The 16,367-nt window shown below is 71.3% G+C and carries 12 protein-coding genes; 10 read left to right on the forward strand and 2 right to left on the reverse strand.

What is annotated here, in order from left to right:
* The first annotated feature begins 39 nt into the window (after positions 1-39).
* The 5 genes from ACIQRW_RS11760 to ACIQRW_RS11780 all read left to right on the forward strand — a co-directional run bounded on the left by ACIQRW_RS11760 (position 40) and on the right by ACIQRW_RS11780 (position 7,387).
* Entirely contained in the window at positions 40-1,539 is a 1,500-nt protein-coding gene (locus tag ACIQRW_RS11760) for an MDR family MFS transporter (RefSeq protein WP_403758435.1), read from the forward strand.
* 252 nt (positions 1,540-1,791) lie between these two features.
* Positions 1,792-2,649, forward strand: coding sequence for a putative protein N(5)-glutamine methyltransferase (locus ACIQRW_RS11765; RefSeq protein WP_403757760.1), 858 nt, complete (start codon positions 1,792-1,794; stop codon positions 2,647-2,649).
* Between the two features lie 86 nt (positions 2,650-2,735).
* On the forward strand, positions 2,736-5,732 hold the full coding sequence (locus ACIQRW_RS11770; RefSeq protein ID WP_403757763.1) for a bifunctional [glutamine synthetase] adenylyltransferase/[glutamine synthetase]-adenylyl-L-tyrosine phosphorylase: 2,997 nt from the start codon (positions 2,736-2,738) through the stop codon (positions 5,730-5,732).
* Positions 5,733-5,981: 249 nt separating this feature from the next.
* On the forward strand, positions 5,982-6,506 hold the full coding sequence (locus ACIQRW_RS11775) for a hypothetical protein (RefSeq protein ID WP_403757765.1): 525 nt from the start codon (positions 5,982-5,984) through the stop codon (positions 6,504-6,506).
* Positions 6,503-7,387, forward strand: a complete 885-nt coding sequence (locus ACIQRW_RS11780) for a serine peptidase (protein WP_403757766.1) — start codon at positions 6,503-6,505, stop codon at positions 7,385-7,387. Before ACIQRW_RS11775 ends, ACIQRW_RS11780 begins: the two co-directional genes overlap by 4 nt.
* Positions 7,388-7,406: 19 nt before the next feature.
* On the opposite strand, the gene ACIQRW_RS11785 is transcribed toward ACIQRW_RS11780, so the two are convergent.
* Positions 7,407-8,396 (reverse strand): phosphatase PAP2 family protein, encoded by a 990-nt coding sequence (locus ACIQRW_RS11785; protein WP_403757768.1) that lies wholly within the window; start codon positions 8,394-8,396, stop codon positions 7,407-7,409.
* A 76-nt stretch (positions 8,397-8,472) separates the two neighbouring features.
* Positions 8,473-9,516 carry a LacI family DNA-binding transcriptional regulator gene (locus tag ACIQRW_RS11790; RefSeq protein ID WP_403757770.1) on the reverse strand — a complete coding sequence of 348 codons (1,044 nt, stop codon included), beginning with the start codon at positions 9,514-9,516 and terminating at the stop codon, positions 8,473-8,475.
* A gap of 346 nt (positions 9,517-9,862) precedes the next feature.
* Here ACIQRW_RS11790 and ACIQRW_RS11795 point away from each other — a divergent pair, with 346 nt between their 5' ends.
* The 5 genes from ACIQRW_RS11795 (at position 9,863) to ACIQRW_RS11815 (ending at position 15,884) form a co-directional block, all read left to right on the forward strand.
* Complete coding sequence (locus tag ACIQRW_RS11795; RefSeq protein ID WP_403757772.1) at positions 9,863-11,134, forward strand: extracellular solute-binding protein; 1,272 nt, start codon at positions 9,863-9,865, stop codon at positions 11,132-11,134.
* A gap of 19 nt (positions 11,135-11,153) precedes the next feature.
* Positions 11,154-12,173 carry a carbohydrate ABC transporter permease gene (locus ACIQRW_RS11800; RefSeq protein ID WP_381748415.1) on the forward strand — a complete coding sequence of 340 codons (1,020 nt, stop codon included), beginning with the start codon at positions 11,154-11,156 and terminating at the stop codon, positions 12,171-12,173.
* Entirely contained in the window at positions 12,170-13,048 is an 879-nt protein-coding gene (locus ACIQRW_RS11805; RefSeq protein WP_265602038.1) for a sugar ABC transporter permease, read from the forward strand. The genes ACIQRW_RS11800 and ACIQRW_RS11805 overlap by 4 nt, the downstream gene beginning before the upstream one ends.
* 116 nt (positions 13,049-13,164) lie before the next feature.
* Complete coding sequence (locus ACIQRW_RS11810; RefSeq protein ID WP_403757776.1) at positions 13,165-14,841, forward strand: glycoside hydrolase family 13 protein; 1,677 nt, start codon at positions 13,165-13,167, stop codon at positions 14,839-14,841.
* The gene (locus tag ACIQRW_RS11815) at positions 14,826-15,884 is read left to right on the forward strand and encodes a LacI family DNA-binding transcriptional regulator (RefSeq protein WP_403757779.1); all 1,059 of its coding nucleotides are present in this window, start codon (positions 14,826-14,828) and stop codon (positions 15,882-15,884) included. The genes ACIQRW_RS11810 and ACIQRW_RS11815 overlap by 16 nt, the downstream gene beginning before the upstream one ends.
* Positions 15,885-16,367: the final 483 nt, after the last annotated feature.

Genomic DNA, 16,367 nt, shown 5'->3' on the forward strand with positions numbered 1-16,367 from the left:
ACCGCCACCGCCCCGGCCGGGGCCCCCGCCGCCGCACCCATGGATCACCGGCACGTCCTGCGGGCCCTGAGCGGACTGCTCATCGTGCTGTTCGTGGCGATGATCAGCAGCACCGTGGTCTCGGTCGCGCTCCCGCAGATCATCGGGTCCCTCGACGGCACGCAGTCGCAGTACACCTGGGTCGTCACCGCGACCCTGCTCGCCTCCACGGCCTCCACCCCGATCTGGGGCAAGCTCGCCGACCTGTTCAGCAAGAAGCTGCTGCTCCAGATAGCCATCGGGCTCTTCGTCGTCTCGTCGGTCGCCTGCGGATTCGCCCAGTCCACCGAGCAGTTGATCGCCTTCCGCGCCGTACAGGGGCTCGGTATGGGCGCGCTCCAGGTGCTCGTCCAGGTGATCATCGCCGCGATGATCAGCCCGAAGGAGCGCGGCCGCTACAACGGCTACCTCGGCGGTGTCATGGCCGTCGCCACCGTCGGCGGGCCGCTGCTCGGCGGGTTCATCACCGACGCCTCCTGGCTCGGCTGGCGCTGGTGCTTCTTCATCGCCGTGCCCTTCACGCTGGTCGCCTCCGTGATCCTCGCCCGCACCCTGCACCTCGCCGAGGTCCGCAGGCCCGACACCAAGGTCGACTACCTCGGCGCGTCGCTGATCGCCGCCGGGGTCAGCCTCCTGCTCCTCTGGGTCACCTTCGTCGGCACCGACTTCGACTGGATCTCCTGGCAGAGCGGCCTCATGGTCGGCGGAAGCGCACTCATCCTCGGTGCGGCCGTTCTCGTCGAGACCCGGGTCAAGGAGCCCGTCGTCCCGATGCACGTCGTCCGCCGCCGGGACCCCGCCCTCGCCATCGTCGCCAGCCTCGCCGTCGGCATGGCCATGTTCGGCGGCGCGGTCTTCCTCGGCCAGTACTTCCAGATCGGCCGCGGCTACTCACCCACCGAGGCCGGACTGCTCACCATCCCGCTGATGGCCGGCGTACTCGTCTCCTCGACCGTCGCCGGACGCCTCGTGTCGAAGACCGGCAAGGTCAAGCCGTTCATCGTCGCGGGTGTGATCGTTCTCGCCCTCGGCTTCCTCGGGCTGTCCTTCATCGACCACCGGACCTCGCTCGTCCTGGTGTCGCTGGGGATGCTGGGCGTGGGTGCCGGTGTCGGTCTGTCGATGCAGAACCTGGTGCTCGTCCTCCAGAACACCGTCCCGCTCAGCGAGATCGGGGCGGCCAGCGGGGCGATCACCTTCTTCCGTTCCCTCGGCGGCACCATGGGCGTCTCGGTGCTCGGCGCGGTCCTCGCCCACCAGGTCGCCACCAGGATCACCGACGGGCTGACGAAGCTCGGCGTCGACCCGGCCGCGTCCGGCTCCAGCGGCTCCACCCTCAATGTCGCCGCCATGCCGCCCCAGGTCCAGGGCGTCGTGCGGGCCGCGTACGGGGAGGCGACCGGCCACATCTTCCTCATCTCGGCCGGCATCGCCGTGATCGGTGTGATCGCCTCCCTGTTCCTGACGCCCACCAAGCTGCGGGACAGCGTCGATCTGTAGGACAGCGACACCGGATCCGGGCCAACAGCCCGTTCTCGCGCCCCGTACGGGCGCGGGAGCGGGCTGTTGTAGTGTTACCACCCCCGTACGCCACGGGGATCGACGAGATCGACCGAGGAGGTGAGACCCATTACCGCTGGATCAGGCTGGGTGCTCACCCGCGCGATCGCGTCGTACGACCGGCAGTAGCCGACCGGACGGTATAAGTCGATCGCGGAGCGCCCATCGGTTTTCCCGAAAGGCTTCGCTCGTATGCCGGTTCACCCGCTGAGCTCCCTCTCCTCCACCGTCCACGCCCTCCGCCGCGCCGGCTGCGTCTTCGCCGAGGACGAGGCCCGTCTCCTCCACGAGGCCGCCGCCTCCGTCGACGAACTGTCCTCCCTCGTCGAGCGCCGCGCCGCCGGGCTGCCGCTCGAACACGTCCTGGGCTGGGCGGATTTCCACGGCCGCCGCTTCGCCGTGGACGCGGGTGTCTTCGTGCCCCGCCGCCGTACGGAGTTCCTGGTCGCGCAGGCCGCCGCCCTCGCACCCCGCCGGGCCGTCGTCGTCGACCTCTGCTGCGGTTCCGGTGCGCTCGGCGTCGCCCTCGCCTCCGCTTCGGACGCGGCCGAACTGCACGCCTGTGACGTCGAACCCGCCGCCGTGCGCTGCGCCCGGCGCAACATCGGCGACCTGGGGCACGTCTACGAGGGCGACCTGTTCGCCCCGCTGCCCGCCACCCTGCGCGGCCGGGTCGACGTACTGCTGGCCAACGTCCCCTACGTCCCCACCGACGACGTCGAGCTGCTGCCCGCCGAGGCCCGCATCCATGAACCCCGCGTCGCCCTGGACGGGGGCGGCGACGGGCTCGACGTCATGCGCCGGGTCGCCGCCGAGGCGCCCCGGTGGCTCGCGCCCGGCGGCAGCCTGCTCGTGGAGGCGAGCGAGCGGCAGCGGGACACGGCGGTCGAGGTCCTGCGCGCCGCCGGGCTGACCCCCCGGGTCCTGGTCTCCGAGGAGTTGTACGCCACCGTCCTCGTCGGGACGGTCCCCGCCGGGGAGGCGGAACACCTGGGGTTTTCTCCGTGGGGCGACCCCGCCACCGCCCCGAATCCGCCGGCACAGGACTAGGCTCGGAGGGCCCCTGGGCGGCGACGGAGCCGCGCCGGGGCGACGCACGGGGACAGGGTTCGGTTCGGCTGGCGGGAGAGCACGGAATGACGACGGTGCCGGGGCGCAGAAGCAGTACGTTCACCAGACTGCTGCGGCACGGATTCACCGACCCGTCCGCAGCGGACCAGCTCCTCAACCTGGACGCGCTGGCCTCCGTACGGTCCGATCCCGTCCTCCTGGAGGCGCTCGGGGCCACCGCCGACCCGGACCTGGCCCTGCGCGGCCTGGTCCGGATCGCCGAGGCCGAGGAGGAGAACGAGCGCCAGGTGCTGCTCGACACCCTCGTCACCGCCAAGCCCCTGCGCGACCGGCTCCTCGGCGTCCTCGGCGCATCGGAGGCGCTCGGGGACCATCTGGCCCGGCACCCGCGCGACTGGCAGGCGCTCGTGACCTACGAGGCGGTCGACCTGCACCCCGGGGTCGCCGACTTCGAGCGCGGGCTCGCCGCCGCCGTCGACCCGGACTCGCTGCGGGTCGCCTACCGCCGGTGTCTGCTCACCCTCGCCGCCCGGGACGTGTGCGGTACGACCGACCTCGCGCAGACCGCCGCCGAACTGGCCGACCTCGCCACCGCCACCCTGCGCGCCGCTCTCGCCATCGCCCGGACGGCCGCACCCGAGGACGCGGCCCGGTGCCGGCTCGCCGTCGTCGCGATGGGCAAGTGCGGCGGGCGCGAGCTGAACTACGTCTCCGACGTCGACGTGATCTTCGTCGGGGAGGCGCGCGACGGGGTCGACGAGACCAAGGCCATGCAGGCCGCCACCCGGCTGGCCGCCCACATGATGAGGATCTGCTCCGAGACCACCGCCGAGGGCACCATCTGGGAGGTCGACGCCAACCTCCGCCCCGAGGGCCGCAACGGGCCGCTCGTGCGCACCCTCACCTCCCACCTCGCCTACTACCAGCGCTGGGCCAAGACCTGGGAGTTCCAGGCCCTGCTGAAGGCCCGCGCGGTGGCCGGCGACCCCGAGCTGGGCGCGGCGTACGTCGAGGCGGTGTCGCCGCTCGTCTGGGGGGCCGCCGACCGGGAGAACTTCGTCCCCGACGTGCAGAGGATGCGCCGTCGAGTCGTCGACAACATCCCCGTCGACCGGATCGAGCGGGAGCTGAAGCTCGGCCCCGGCGGACTGCGCGACGTCGAGTTCGCGGTGCAGCTCCTCCAGCTGGTGCACGGGCGCAGCGACGCCTCCCTGCACAGCGGCTCCACCCTCAAGGCGCTGGGGGCGCTCGCCGAGGGCGGGTACGTGGGGCGCGCGGACGCCGCCCAGCTCGACGAGGCGTACCGCTTCCTGCGCTCCATGGAGCACCGCATCCAGCTGTACCGGCTGCGCCGCACCCACCTCGTCCCCGACGACGAGGCGGATCTGCGGCGGCTCGGCCGGTCGCTCGGGATGCGTACCGATCCGGTGACCGAGCTGAACAAGGCCTGGAAGCGGCACGCCTCCGTCGTGCGGCGGCTGCACGAGAAGATCTTCTACCGGCCGCTGCTGGACGCCGTCGCCCAGCTGGCCCCCGCCGAGTCCCGGCTCAGCGCGAAGGCCGCCGCGATCCGCCTGGAGGCCCTCGGGTACGCCGACCCGGCGGCCGCCCTGCGGCACCTGGAGGCCCTCTCCTCGGGGGTCTCCCGCAAGGCCGCCATCCAGCGCACCCTGCTGCCGGTGCTGCTCGGCTGGTTCGCGGACTCCGCCGACCCGGACGCCGGGCTCCTCGGCTTCCGCAAGGTGTCCGACGCGCTCGGCAAGACCCCGTGGTATCTACGGCTCCTGCGCGACGAGGGTGCCGCCGCGGAGAACCTCGCCCGGGTCCTCTCCGCCGGCCGCCTCGCCCCGGACCTGCTGATGCGGGCCCCGGAAGCGGTGGCGATCCTCGGCGACCCGGAGGGGCTCAGGCCCCGCACCCGGGCCCACCTGGAGCAGGAGGTGCTGGCCGCGGTGGGGCGTGCCGGGGACGCGGAGTCGGCCGTCGCGGTGGTACGCGGGGTGCGCCGCCGCGAGCTTTTCCGCACGACGGCCGCCGACCTCATCGGCTCGTACGGTACCGAGGACAACCCCGCCGAGCAGGATCACGGGGCCCTCGTCGACCGCGTCGGCTCGGCCGTCAGCGACCTCAACGCCGTCACCGTCGCGGGCGCGCTGCGGGCCGCCGTCCGCGCGCAGTGGGGCGACACCCTGCCGACCCGGTTCGCCGTCATCGGCATGGGCCGCTTCGGCGGGCACGAGCTGAGTTACGGCTCCGACGCCGACGTCCTCTTCGTCCACCGGCCGCGCGAGGGCGTGAGCGATGAGGAGGCGGCCCGGGCCGCCAACACGGTCATCGCGGAGATGCGCCGGCTGCTTCAGCTGCCGACCGCCGATCCGCCGCTGCTGATCGACGCCGACCTGCGCCCGGAGGGCAAGAGCGGGCCGCTGGTCCGCACGCTGAAGTCGTACGGGGCCTACTACCGGCGCTGGTCGCTGGTCTGGGAGAGCCAGGCGCTGCTGCGGGCCGAACCGGTGGCGGGCGACGAGGAGCTGGGGCGCGACTTCATCGAGCTGGTCGCTCCGCTGCGGTATCCGATGGAAGGGCTCGGCGAGGACGCCGTACGGGAGATCCGCAGGCTCAAGGCGCGGATGGAGTCCGAGCGGATGCCGCGCGGCGCGGACCCCACGCTCCACACGAAGCTGGGGCGGGGCGGGCTGAGCGACGTCGAGTGGACCGTGCAGCTGATGCAGATGCAGCACGGCTGGGCGGAGCCGGGGCTGCGCACGACGCGTACGCGTGAGGCGCTGGCCGCCGCGTGTGCGGCGGAGCTGATTCCGGCGGAGGACGCGCAGACGCTGGACGAGGCGTGGGTCCTGGCGACACGGGTCCGCAACGCGGTGATGCTGGTGCGGGGGCGGCCGGGCGACACGTTTCCGTCCGACCCGCGGGAGATGGCGGCGGTCGGGCGGTACCTGGGGTACGAACCGGGGCATGTCGGGGACATGCTGGACGACTACCGGCGGATCACGCGGCGGGCGCGGGCGGTGATGGAGGAGCGGTTCTACGGGGCGGCTTCATAAGGGCTGTCCGGATCGAGCCCGGCATGATCCGAACGAAAGGCCCCGGGCGCCCCGCAGTCCTGCGCCGCCTGCTCACGCGCTCCGTCACGACCTGCGCGTTCTTCGACCGCCACCCCGACCGCCGACCACGCCTCCGCCCACGACTGTGACGTTGTGGACCCCGCCCTCGAAGCGGTGTCGGCGGTCCTCGCCCGGGAGTACCCGGGCCTCTGTGCTGAGCACACCGAGGGGCTGTGAGGCCGGCGCCCTGTGAGGAACCCGGGGTTCCCCGCTGTCGATCCGGTGATCCCGCTGACCCGCCCCCGGCCCGGCTGCCATCATCGGAAGCCGGTCGGCGAGGCGTCCTGCCCGTGGACCGTGGGCACGGGTGACGACGGGGCGGCGAAGTTGAACACCATCGCGTGCGCCACGGCCGACGGCCGGTCGTTCGCGGTCACCGGCTATTTCGGCGGGGCCGTCAGCGGGCGCGCGCGGGTCGAGCCCGTGCCGCGGATCTGGGACCTGACCCGCCGCCGCCCGGAGCCGGTGCCGCTCCTCGGGCACACCGGATGGGTGACAGCCACGGCGTTCACGGTGCGCGGCGGGCGTCCGGTGGCCGTGACGGGCGGCCAGGACGCATCGGTGAAACTGTGGGACGTCGACGGCACCTGTCTCGCCACGCTGGAGATGCCCGCGTCCGTGTCGCGCCTCGCGGTGGCCGAGTCCGGCGAACTGGCCGTGGTGGTCCGCTCTGGAGACCTGATCGTCATGGAACCTGCCTGGGAGAAGCTGTGACCCGAGTCGTCGGCGTACACGGGATCGGGAACTACCGGCCGGGCGAGTCCGCGCGGGAGGCGGCCGTGCGTCTGGCCGCGATCTGGGACACGGCGCTCGACCGGGGGCACACAGCCGCGGGCCACGACGGCCCCGCCCGCCGGGCGCCCCGCGACATGCGCGTGGCGTACTACGCCGACCTGCTGCACGCCGCCGGGCGGCAGAGCGGCCCGGCGGACCTGGAGAGCCTGGACGGTTTCGAGCGGGAACTGCTCGACGCCTGGCTGGCGGAGCTCCCGCTGCCCGGCAACACCGCTGCCGGGCGGGCCACCTGGGCTCCCCGGCAGGCCGTGTCCTGGCTGGCCCGCACCCGCTTCCCCGGCAGAACGGTCACCGAGTGGTTCGTGGCGACCTTCGTGCGCGAGGTCGCCACGTACCTGCGGGCCGACGCGGGCGTGCGCGACGCGGTGCGCGACCACGTGGCCCGGGTCATCGACGAACATCGGGCGGACGTGGTGATCGCGCACTCGTTGGGCTCGGTCGTGGCCTACGAAGCGCTCTGGAGGCACCAGCACCTCACGGTCCCCTCGCTGATCACCCTGGGCTCCCCGTTGGCCCTTCCGCACGCGGTCCTCCACCGGCTGGACCCGGCGCCCGTGCCCTCCGGAGCCCCCGGGTCCTCCGGGCTCCCGCAAGGCGCACGCCCGCCCGGGGTGCGGCACTGGACCAACCTCGCCGACCCCGGGGACATCGTGGCCATTCCGCCGCGCGGGGTGGGCCGCCACTTCGACCGGGTCGATGTGGACGAGCACACGGTGATCAACGCCTTCGACTTCCACACCGTCCGGAACTACCTCGCCTCCCCGCTGGTGGCCCGCGCGCTGCTGTGGGAGACCGGCTGAGGGGCTCCGGCCCGAGCCCCTACGCCCTTCGTGCCCCGGCCGTCTCCGGCTCGGGCTCCGGCTTCCGTTCCGAAGCCGGACGTGGCAGCCGGGCGGCGCGCAGGCCGGTCAGCCGCCCCCGCCCGGACCCGGCGGGCACCCACTTCGGCAGCCGGTGCGGCAGTGAGCCGTACCAGACGCGGGAGACCGTGTAGCCGAACGCGAGGCAGGCCATGCCGCCCACCGCGTCCAGCCAGAAGTGGTTGGCGGTGGCCACGATGACGACCAGGGTGAGCGTCGGGTAGAGCAGGCCCAGGATGCGGGCCCAGGGCGCCGAGGCCAGGGCGAAGATCGTCAGGCCGCACCAGAGCGACCAGCCGATGTGCATCGACGGCATCGCCGCGTACTGGTTCGACATGTTCTTGAAGTTGCCCGAGGCCATCGAGCCCCACGTCTCGTGCAGGAGCACGGTGTCGATGAAGTTCGCGCCGTTCATCAGACGGGGTGGCGCCAGCGGGTAGAGGTAGTAGCCGAGCAGGGCCACGCCCGTCGTCGCGAAGAGGACCAGCCGCGTCGCCGCGTAACGACCCGGGTGTCGGCGGAACAGCCAGACGAGGACGCCGATGGTCACGACGAAATGCAGCGTCGCGTAGTAGTAGTTCATCGACACGATCAGCCATGTCACGGAGTTGACCGCGTGGTTGACCGTTTCCTCGAAGGCGAGGCCCAGGGACTTCTCCGCCGACCAGATCCAGTCCGCGTTGCGCAGCGCCTGGGCCTTCTGCTCCGGAACGGCATTGCGCACGAGTGAGTACAGCCAGTAACTGACCGCGATGAGCAGGATCTCGAACCAGAGCCGGGGGCGGCGGGGCATTCGCAGGGAGCGGAGCCGGGCGAGCAGCCGGCCGGTCTTCCCGGAAGCGGGGGGAGGGGTGGACGCGGTGGCGGCCTCGGGGGCCGTCCGGGCCGCGATGGGTGAAGGATCGGCCGTTGACCGGCCTTCGTGCGTGCTCACCTGTGTTTCACCCATAGGCAGAGAGTCTTCCATAGTGGTTCCCCTGCCCCCGATCATCCTCCGGTCGGGTTCCGGTCGCACATTCTGCGTCTCAAGGACGAGAGGCCGACCCTGAGCCGCCTGCGGGGCCCGAGGCCGTCGAGCCGCGAACCACCAGCTCAGGCATGAAGACGAACTCGCTGTGCGGTGCCGGGGTTCCGCCGATCTCCTCCAGGAGCGTGCGGACGGCGGCCTGGCCCATCGCCGTCACCGGCTGCCGGATCGTCGTCAGCGGCGGGTCCGTGAACGCTATGAGCGGCGAGTCGTCGTAGCCCACGACCGAGAGATCGCGCGGCACGTCCTTCAACAGCCGACGGGCCGCCCGGATCGCCCCGAGCGCCATCATGTCGCTCGCGCACACCACCGCCGTGCAGCCGCGCTCCATCAGGGCGGAGGCGGCGGCCTGGCCGCCCTCCAGCGTGTACAGGGAGTGCTGGATCAACTCCTCCACCTCGTCCGGGGCGAGGCCGAGCTGCTCCCGCATCGTCGAGTGGAAGCCCTCGATCTTGCGGAGCACCGGCACGAAGCGCTTGGGGCCGACCGCCAGGCCGATACGGGTGTGGCCCAGGGCCACCAGATGCGTCACCGCGAGGCGCATCGCCGCCCGGTCGTCCGGTGAGATGAACGGCGCCTGCACCTTGGCGGAGAAGCCGTTCACCAGGACGAACGGGACGCCCTGGCCGCGCAGTTGCTCGTAGCGTTGCATGTCGGCGGAGGTGTCCGCGTGCAGCCCGGAGACGAAGATGATGCCGGAAACGCCTCGGTCCACCAGCATTTCGGTGAGTTCGTCCTCGGTGGAGCCGCCGGGTGTCTGGGTCGCCAGCACCGGGGTGTAGCCCTGCCGGGTCAGCGCCTGGCCGATGACCTGCGCCAGCGCCGGGAAGATCGGGTTCTCCAACTCCGGGGTGATCAGGCCGACCAGTCCCGCGCTGCGCCTGCGCAGCCGCACCGGGCGTTCGTACCCCAGTACGTCGAGCGCCGCGAGGACGGATTCGCGGGTGGTCGCCGCGACTCCGGGCTTGCCGTTCAGGACCCGGCTGACCGTTGCTTCGCTGACCCCCGCCTGAGTTGCGATATCGGCAAGCCGTGCGGTCATGGGATGGGACTGTACCGGGCCCGTGTCGGATTGCCCACCGTGCGCGAGGTGGCGCGGGGGAGGGCGCCGGAGCGTTCTCCGGCAACACCTTGCAAGGACTTGCGGCCCCGGATCGCGGGCTGCGGTCGGATCGTCGCACTGCGGATATGCCGTGCCCCGCCTGCCCCTGCCAGGGGTGAGTGCCCCTCGTCAAGGGGCTTGACGGCAACCTTGAGGACACGCGAATGTAACGATCACCAAGGCTTGCAGAAATCTTCCGCAAGGTCTTTCGGTCGTCTTTCATCCTTGTTACGTTCACGTCGACCCGGCGCCGCGACGGAGCGGTACGGCAGTTGAAGGAGTTCAGATGCGACGTGGCATAACGGCCACCGCCCTGGTCGCGGCCCTGGCGCTCGCGGCGACCGCCTGCGGCAGCGACGACGAGTCCGCCGGCGGCAAGAGCTCGGGCGAGCTCTCCGGCACGGTGACCTGGTGGGACACCTCCAGCGTCGGCAGTGAGGACAAGGTCTTCAAGAAGCTGGCCGAGGGCTTCGAGAAGAAGCACCCGAAGGTCGACGTCAAGTACGTCAACGTGCCCTTCGGCGACGCCCAGAACAAGTTCAAGAACGCCGCCCAGGCCGGCGACGGCGCCCCCGACGTGATCCGCTCCGAGGTCGCCTGGACGCCGGACTTCGCCAACCTCGGCTACCTGGCCCCGCTGGACGGCACCGCCGCCCTGAAGAACCAGGACGACTTCCTCAAGCAGGCCGTCGCCTCCACCAAGTACGACGGCAAGACCTTCGCCGTCCCGCAGGTCATCGACTCCATGGGCGTCTTCTACAACAAGAAGCTGTTCAAGGAGGCCGGCGTCGAGGCGCCCGCCAACCTGGACGACCTCAAGACCGTGGCCAAGAAGATCAAGGACAAGACCGGCAAGACCGGCCTCTACCTCCGCGGCGACGACCCGTACTACTTCCTCTCCTTCCTGTACGGCGAGGGCGGCGACATGGTCGACGCCGGCTCCAAGAGCGTCACCATCGACAAGCCCGAGGGCGTCAAGGCGTTCAAGGCGGTCAAGGCACTGGTCGACGACGGCACCGCGAAGACGGACGCCTCGGACGGCTGGGAGAACATGATGCAGTCGTTCAAGAACGGCGACGTCGCGATGATGATCAACGGCCCCTGGGCCGTCGCCGACACCCTGACCGGCAAGGAGTTCACGGACAAGGACAACCTGGGCGTCGCCCCGGTCCCGGCCGGCTCCGCCGCCCAGGGCGCCCCGCAGGGCGGCCACAACCTGGCCGTCTACGCCGGCTCCAAGAACCTCGAAGCCTCCTACGCCTTCGTCGAGTACATGACGTCCGTGGACAGCCAGGCCACCGCCGCCGGCGAGCTGAACCTGCTGCCCACCCGCACCTCCGCGTACGCCAAGCAGGAGGCCGTGGACAGCGAGATCGTCGGCTTCTTCAAGCCGGTCGTCGAGACCGCCGTCGAGCGCCCCTGGATCCCCGAGGGCGGCAGCCTCTTCGAGCCGCTGCGCATCGAGTACACCAAGGTCCTCACCGGCCAGACCACGCCGGAGAAGGCCGCCAAGGCCACCGGCGACTCCTACCGCAAGCTCCTCGAGGGCTGGAAGTAACAGGAAGGTTGGCCGACTGATGGCTGTCCACACCAGCCAGTCGGTGGTGAAGGCCGCGGGCGAGAACGTCGCCCGCGGCCGGAGCCGCGGTACTGGCACCCCACCACCGAAGCCCGGCCGTCTGAGGCGGGCGCTGTCGGTCCACTGGTACGCCTGGGCCATGGTCGCCCCGGTCGTCGTCGTGATCGGCGTGATCATCGGCTATCCGCTGGTCCGTGGCATCTACCTCTCGATGACCGACGCGGACGAGCGCAACGTCGCCCGCTCCATCGGCGTCAACGAGATCCCCGCCACCTACGAGTTCGTCGGCGCGGACAACTACATCGACGCGCTGACCGGCTCGCAGTTCCTCGGCACGCTCGGCTGGACGCTGGTGTGGACCGTCTCCTGCGTGAGCGTCACGTTCGTCCTCGGCATGGCCCTGGCGAACATCCTCAACCGCCGCATCGCCGGACGCTCCGCCTACCGCATGGCCCTCATCCTGCCCTGGGCCATCCCCGGCTTCGTCTCCGTCTTCGCCTGGCGCTTCCTCTACAACGAGGAGCGCGGTCTGCTCAACAAGGTCCTCGGCGGCGCCGGCATCGACGCCGTGCCGTGGCTGAACGACCCGACCTGGGCCAAGTTCGCGGTCATCGCCGTCAACGTCTGGCTCGGCATCCCGTTCATGATGGTCGCCCTCCTCGGCGGACTCCAGTCCATCCCCTCCGAGCAGTACGAGGCGGCCGAGATGGACGGCGCCACCGCCTGGCAGCGCTTCCGCCACATCACGCTGCCCGGACTGCGCCCGGTCTCCACCACGGTGGTCCTGCTCTCCACCATCTGGACCTTCAACATGTTCCCGGTGATCTTCCTGCTGACCCGCGGCGGACCCGGCGAGGCCACCCAGATCCTCGTGACCCAGGCGTACAAGTTCTCCTTCGAGATCAGCCCGCGCGACTACGCGCAGTCCTCCACCTGGGGCGTGCTGATCCTCGTACTCCTGATGCTCTTCGCCGTCGTCTACCGGCGAGTCCTGCGCTCCCAGGGAGACAACTGGTGACCACCGCGACCGACACCCCCGCCCGGCACGGCGCCCCCAAGGTCCGGCTGCGCGGCGAGCGCTCCCCGCTCGCCTCCGTCGCCCTGCACCTCACCCTGATCATCGCCTCGGTGATCGCGGTCTTCCCGGTGCTGTGGGTCCTGCTGACCTCGCTCAAGCCCGCCAAGTTCGCGACCACCACGGACTTCTTCCGCGAGACGACGTTCGTCAACTACACGAACCTGATCCGCGACACGGAGTTCCTCAACTGGTTCGCCAACTCCGTGATCATCTCCGCGCTCTCCACCGTGATCGGCGTCTTCGTCGCCGCCACCACCGGATACGCGGTGAGCCGCTTCCGCTTCCCCGGCAAGCGCGGGCTGATGTGGACGCTGCTGATCACCCAGATGTTCCCGGTCGCCGTCCTCATCGTGCCGATCTACAACATCATGTCGAGCCTGGGGCTGCTCAACCAGCCCATGGGACTCGTCATCACCTACCTCACCATCTCGGTGCCGTTCTGCGCCTGGATGATGAAGGGCTTCTTCGACACCATCCCGCGCGAGATCGACGAGTCGGGCGAGGTCGACGGCCTCACCCCGTTCGGCACCTTCTTCCGGCTGATCCTGCCGCTGGCCAAGCCGGGCCTCGCGGTCACCGCGTTCTACTCCTTCATCACCGCCTGGGGTGAGGTGGCGTACGCCTCCGCCTTCCTGGTCGGCGACGAGAACCTCACGCTGGCCGGCGGACTCCAGAAGTTCGTCAACCAGTACGGAGCCCAGTGGGGCCCCATGACCGCGGCCTCCGTGCTCATCGCCATCCCGGCCGCCCTGGTGTTCCTCTTCGCCCAGAAGCACCTGGTCACCGGAATGTCCGCCGGAGCCGTCAAGGGCTGACCCCCCCTGGCCACCCGCACCAGCACCCGCACGCACCACCGCACCCGTCACGGCGGCGCCGGAAACCCCGACCCGGTCCCCGGCGCCGCTCCCCACCCAGACACCCCAGGGACGACATGACCCAGCACCTCGCTGCCCCCTCCACCGGCACGTCCGACGACGCCCCGGGCCACCGCACCGGCTGGTGGCAGGACGCGGTGATCTACCAGGTCTATCCGCGGAGCTTCGCCGACGGCAACGGAGACGGCATGGGCGACCTCGCCGGCGTCACCGCCCGCCTGCCCCACCTGAAGGACCTGGGCGTCGACGCGGTCTGGCTCAGCCCCTTCTACGCCTCCCCGCAGGCCGACGCGGGCTACGACGTCGCCGACTACCGGGCCATCGACCCGATGTTCGGCAACCTGCTGGACGCCGACGCGCTGATCCGCGAGGCCCACGGCCTGGGCCTGCGCATCATCGTCGACCTGGTCCCCAACCACTCCTCCGACCAGCACGAGTGGTTCAAGCGCGCCCTGGCCGAGGGCCCCGGCTCCGCCCTGCGCGAGCGCTACCACTTCCGCCCCGGAAAGGGCGCCGACGGCGAACTCCCGCCCAACGACTGGGAGTCCATCTTCGGCGGCCCCGCCTGGACCCGTACGGTGAACCCGGGCGGCACCCCCGGCGACTGGTACCTCCACCTCTTCGCCCCCGAGCAGCCGGACTTCAACTGGGAGCACCCGGCCGTCGCCGACGAGTTCCGCTCCATCCTGCGCTTCTGGCTCGACATGGGCGTCGACGGCTTCCGCGTCGACGTCGCCCACGGCCTCGTCAAGGCCGAGGGGCTGCCCGACCTCGGCTCCCACGACCAGCTCAGGCTGCTCGGCAACGACATCATGCCGTTCTTCGACCAGGACGGCGTGCACGCGATCTACCGCAGCTGGCGCACCATCCTCGACGAGTACCCGGGCGAGAGGATCGCCGTCGCCGAGGCCTGGACCCCGACCGTCGAGCGCACCGCCAACTACGTGCGCCCCGACGAGATGCACCAGGCGTTCAACTTCCAGTACCTCGCCACCGCCTGGGACGCCGCCGAACTGCGCGAGGTCATCGACGTCTCGCTCGCCGCGATGCGCCCGGTCGGCGCGCCCGCCACCTGGGTGCTCTCCAACCACGACGTCACCCGGCACGCCACCCGCTTCGCCAACCCGGCGGGCCTCGGCACCCAGATCCGCACCCCCGGCGACCGTGAGCTGGGCCTGCGCCGGGCCCGCGCCGCCTCCCTGCTGATGCTCGCCCTGCCCGGCTCCGCCTACGTCTACCAGGGCGAGGAGCTCGGCCTGCCCGACGTCACCGACCTGCCCGACGAGGCCCGCCAGGACCCCTCGTTCTTCCGCGCCGACGGCCAGGACGGCTTCCGCGACGGCTGCCGCGTCCCGATCCCGTGGACCCGCGAGGGCAGTTCGTACGGCTTCGGCGAGGGCGGCAGCTGGCTCCCGCAGCCCGCCGGCTGGGGCGAGCTGTCCGTCGAGGCGCAGACCGGCGTGGAGGGCTCCACCCTGGAGCTGTACCGGGCCGCCATCGCCGCCCGCCGGGAGCACCCGGGCCTCGGCGCGGGCACGGACGTCGAGTGGCTGGAGGGCCCCGAGGGCGTCCTCGTCTTCTCCCGCCCGGGCTTCGTCTGCACCGTCAACACCACCGGCGCCCCCGTCCGCATCGCCGCCCGCGGCCGGGTGCTGCTCGCCAGCTCCCCGGTCACCGTGGACGGCGCCGAGGCCGAGCTGCCCGCCGACACCACGGTGTGGTGGACGGTGTGACACTGCCCGCGCCCAGGGCCGCGGCCGCGCCCCGCCTCTCCGACATCGCCGCTCAGGCGACGGTCAGCGAGGCGACGGTCAGCCGGGTCCTGAACGGGAAGCAGGGCGTCGCGGACTCCACGCGTCAGCGGGTGCTCGCGGCGCTCGACATCCTGGGCTACGAACGGCCCGTACGGCTGCGGCAGCGCAGCGCCGGACTGATCGGTCTGGTGACGCCCGAACTCACCAACCCGATCTTCCCGGCGTTCGCACAGTCCGTCGAACAGGTGCTGGCCGGCCACGGCTACACCCCCGTGCTCTGCACTCAACTGCCGGGCGGTGCGACGGAGGACGAACTCGTCGAGCAGCTCGTCGAGCGCGGCGTCGGCGGCATCGTCTTCCTCTCCGGGCTGCACGCGGACACCTCCGCCGACCCGGGCCGGTACGCCGCGCTCACCGAGCGCGGCGTACCGTTCGTCCTGATCAACGGCTACAACGAGCGCATCAGCGCCCCGTTCGTCTCGCCCGATGACAACGCTGCCGTACGGATGGCCCTGGGGCACCTCGCCGACCTCGGCCACCGCCGGATCGGCCTGGCCATCGGCCCGCAGCGCTACGTCCCCTCCCGCCGCAAGCGCGACGGCTTCGTGGAGGCGGCGGTCTCGGTGCTCGGCATGGACCGGTCCGAGGCCGAACTGCTCGTCTGCTCCACGCTGTTCAGCGTCGAGGGCGGCCAGGTGGCGGCCGGCGCCCTGCTGGACGCGGGCTGCACGGGCATCGTCTGCGGCAGTGACCTGATGGCCCTCGGCGTGGTCCGCGCCGCCCGGGGGAGGGGCCTCGACGTGCCCCGTGACGTCTCGGTCGTCGGCTTCGACGACTCGCAGCTCATCGCGTTCACCGACCCGCCGCTGACCACGGTGCGTCAGCCCGTGCAGGCGATGGCGGCGGCGGCCGTGGGCGCGCTGCTGGAGGAGATCGGCGGGAGCCCGGTGCAGCGCACCGAGTACGTCTTCCAGCCGGAGCTGGTGGTACGGGGCTCGACGGCGGCGGTACGCAACAGCTGACCGCGACGCGGAAGCGGGCCCGTACGGGAACGGAAAGCGGAAGCGGGCACGTCCGGAAACGGGAACGGCCACGTACGGCAACGGACACGTGCAGGAGAGGCACCAGGAGTCGGCCCAGGGAGGGCCGGCGGGGAGTTGTAGCGACTCCGGGTGCCTCTCTTGCCGTGACCGGCCCGGCCGGCCGGGCGCGTGGGGTCCGACGACGTGAAGCGGTGCCGGATCCCCCGGCCGACCGGACCGGAGTCGGGATGAAACGTAACAGGCCCGCAATATCTTGCGAAAGACCTTGCAGCGAGAAATCGCGGAGAAGTCAGGAAGAAAACTCCGCTGTTTCGCGGATGTGAGCGGGAGATGTCCAAAGGGTTGACCGGTGACGGGAGGGCTCGTACGGTCTGCTCCGCAGCAAGGTTTGCATTCTTGCAGCAAGAACCTTCAGGAGCCTTGAGGGCACGGCGCGTTGCCGACCGAGGCTGCACCGTCATC

The organism is Streptomyces sp. NPDC091287, from assembly GCF_044768525.1.
GTDB lineage: Bacteria > Actinomycetota > Actinomycetes > Streptomycetales > Streptomycetaceae > Streptomyces.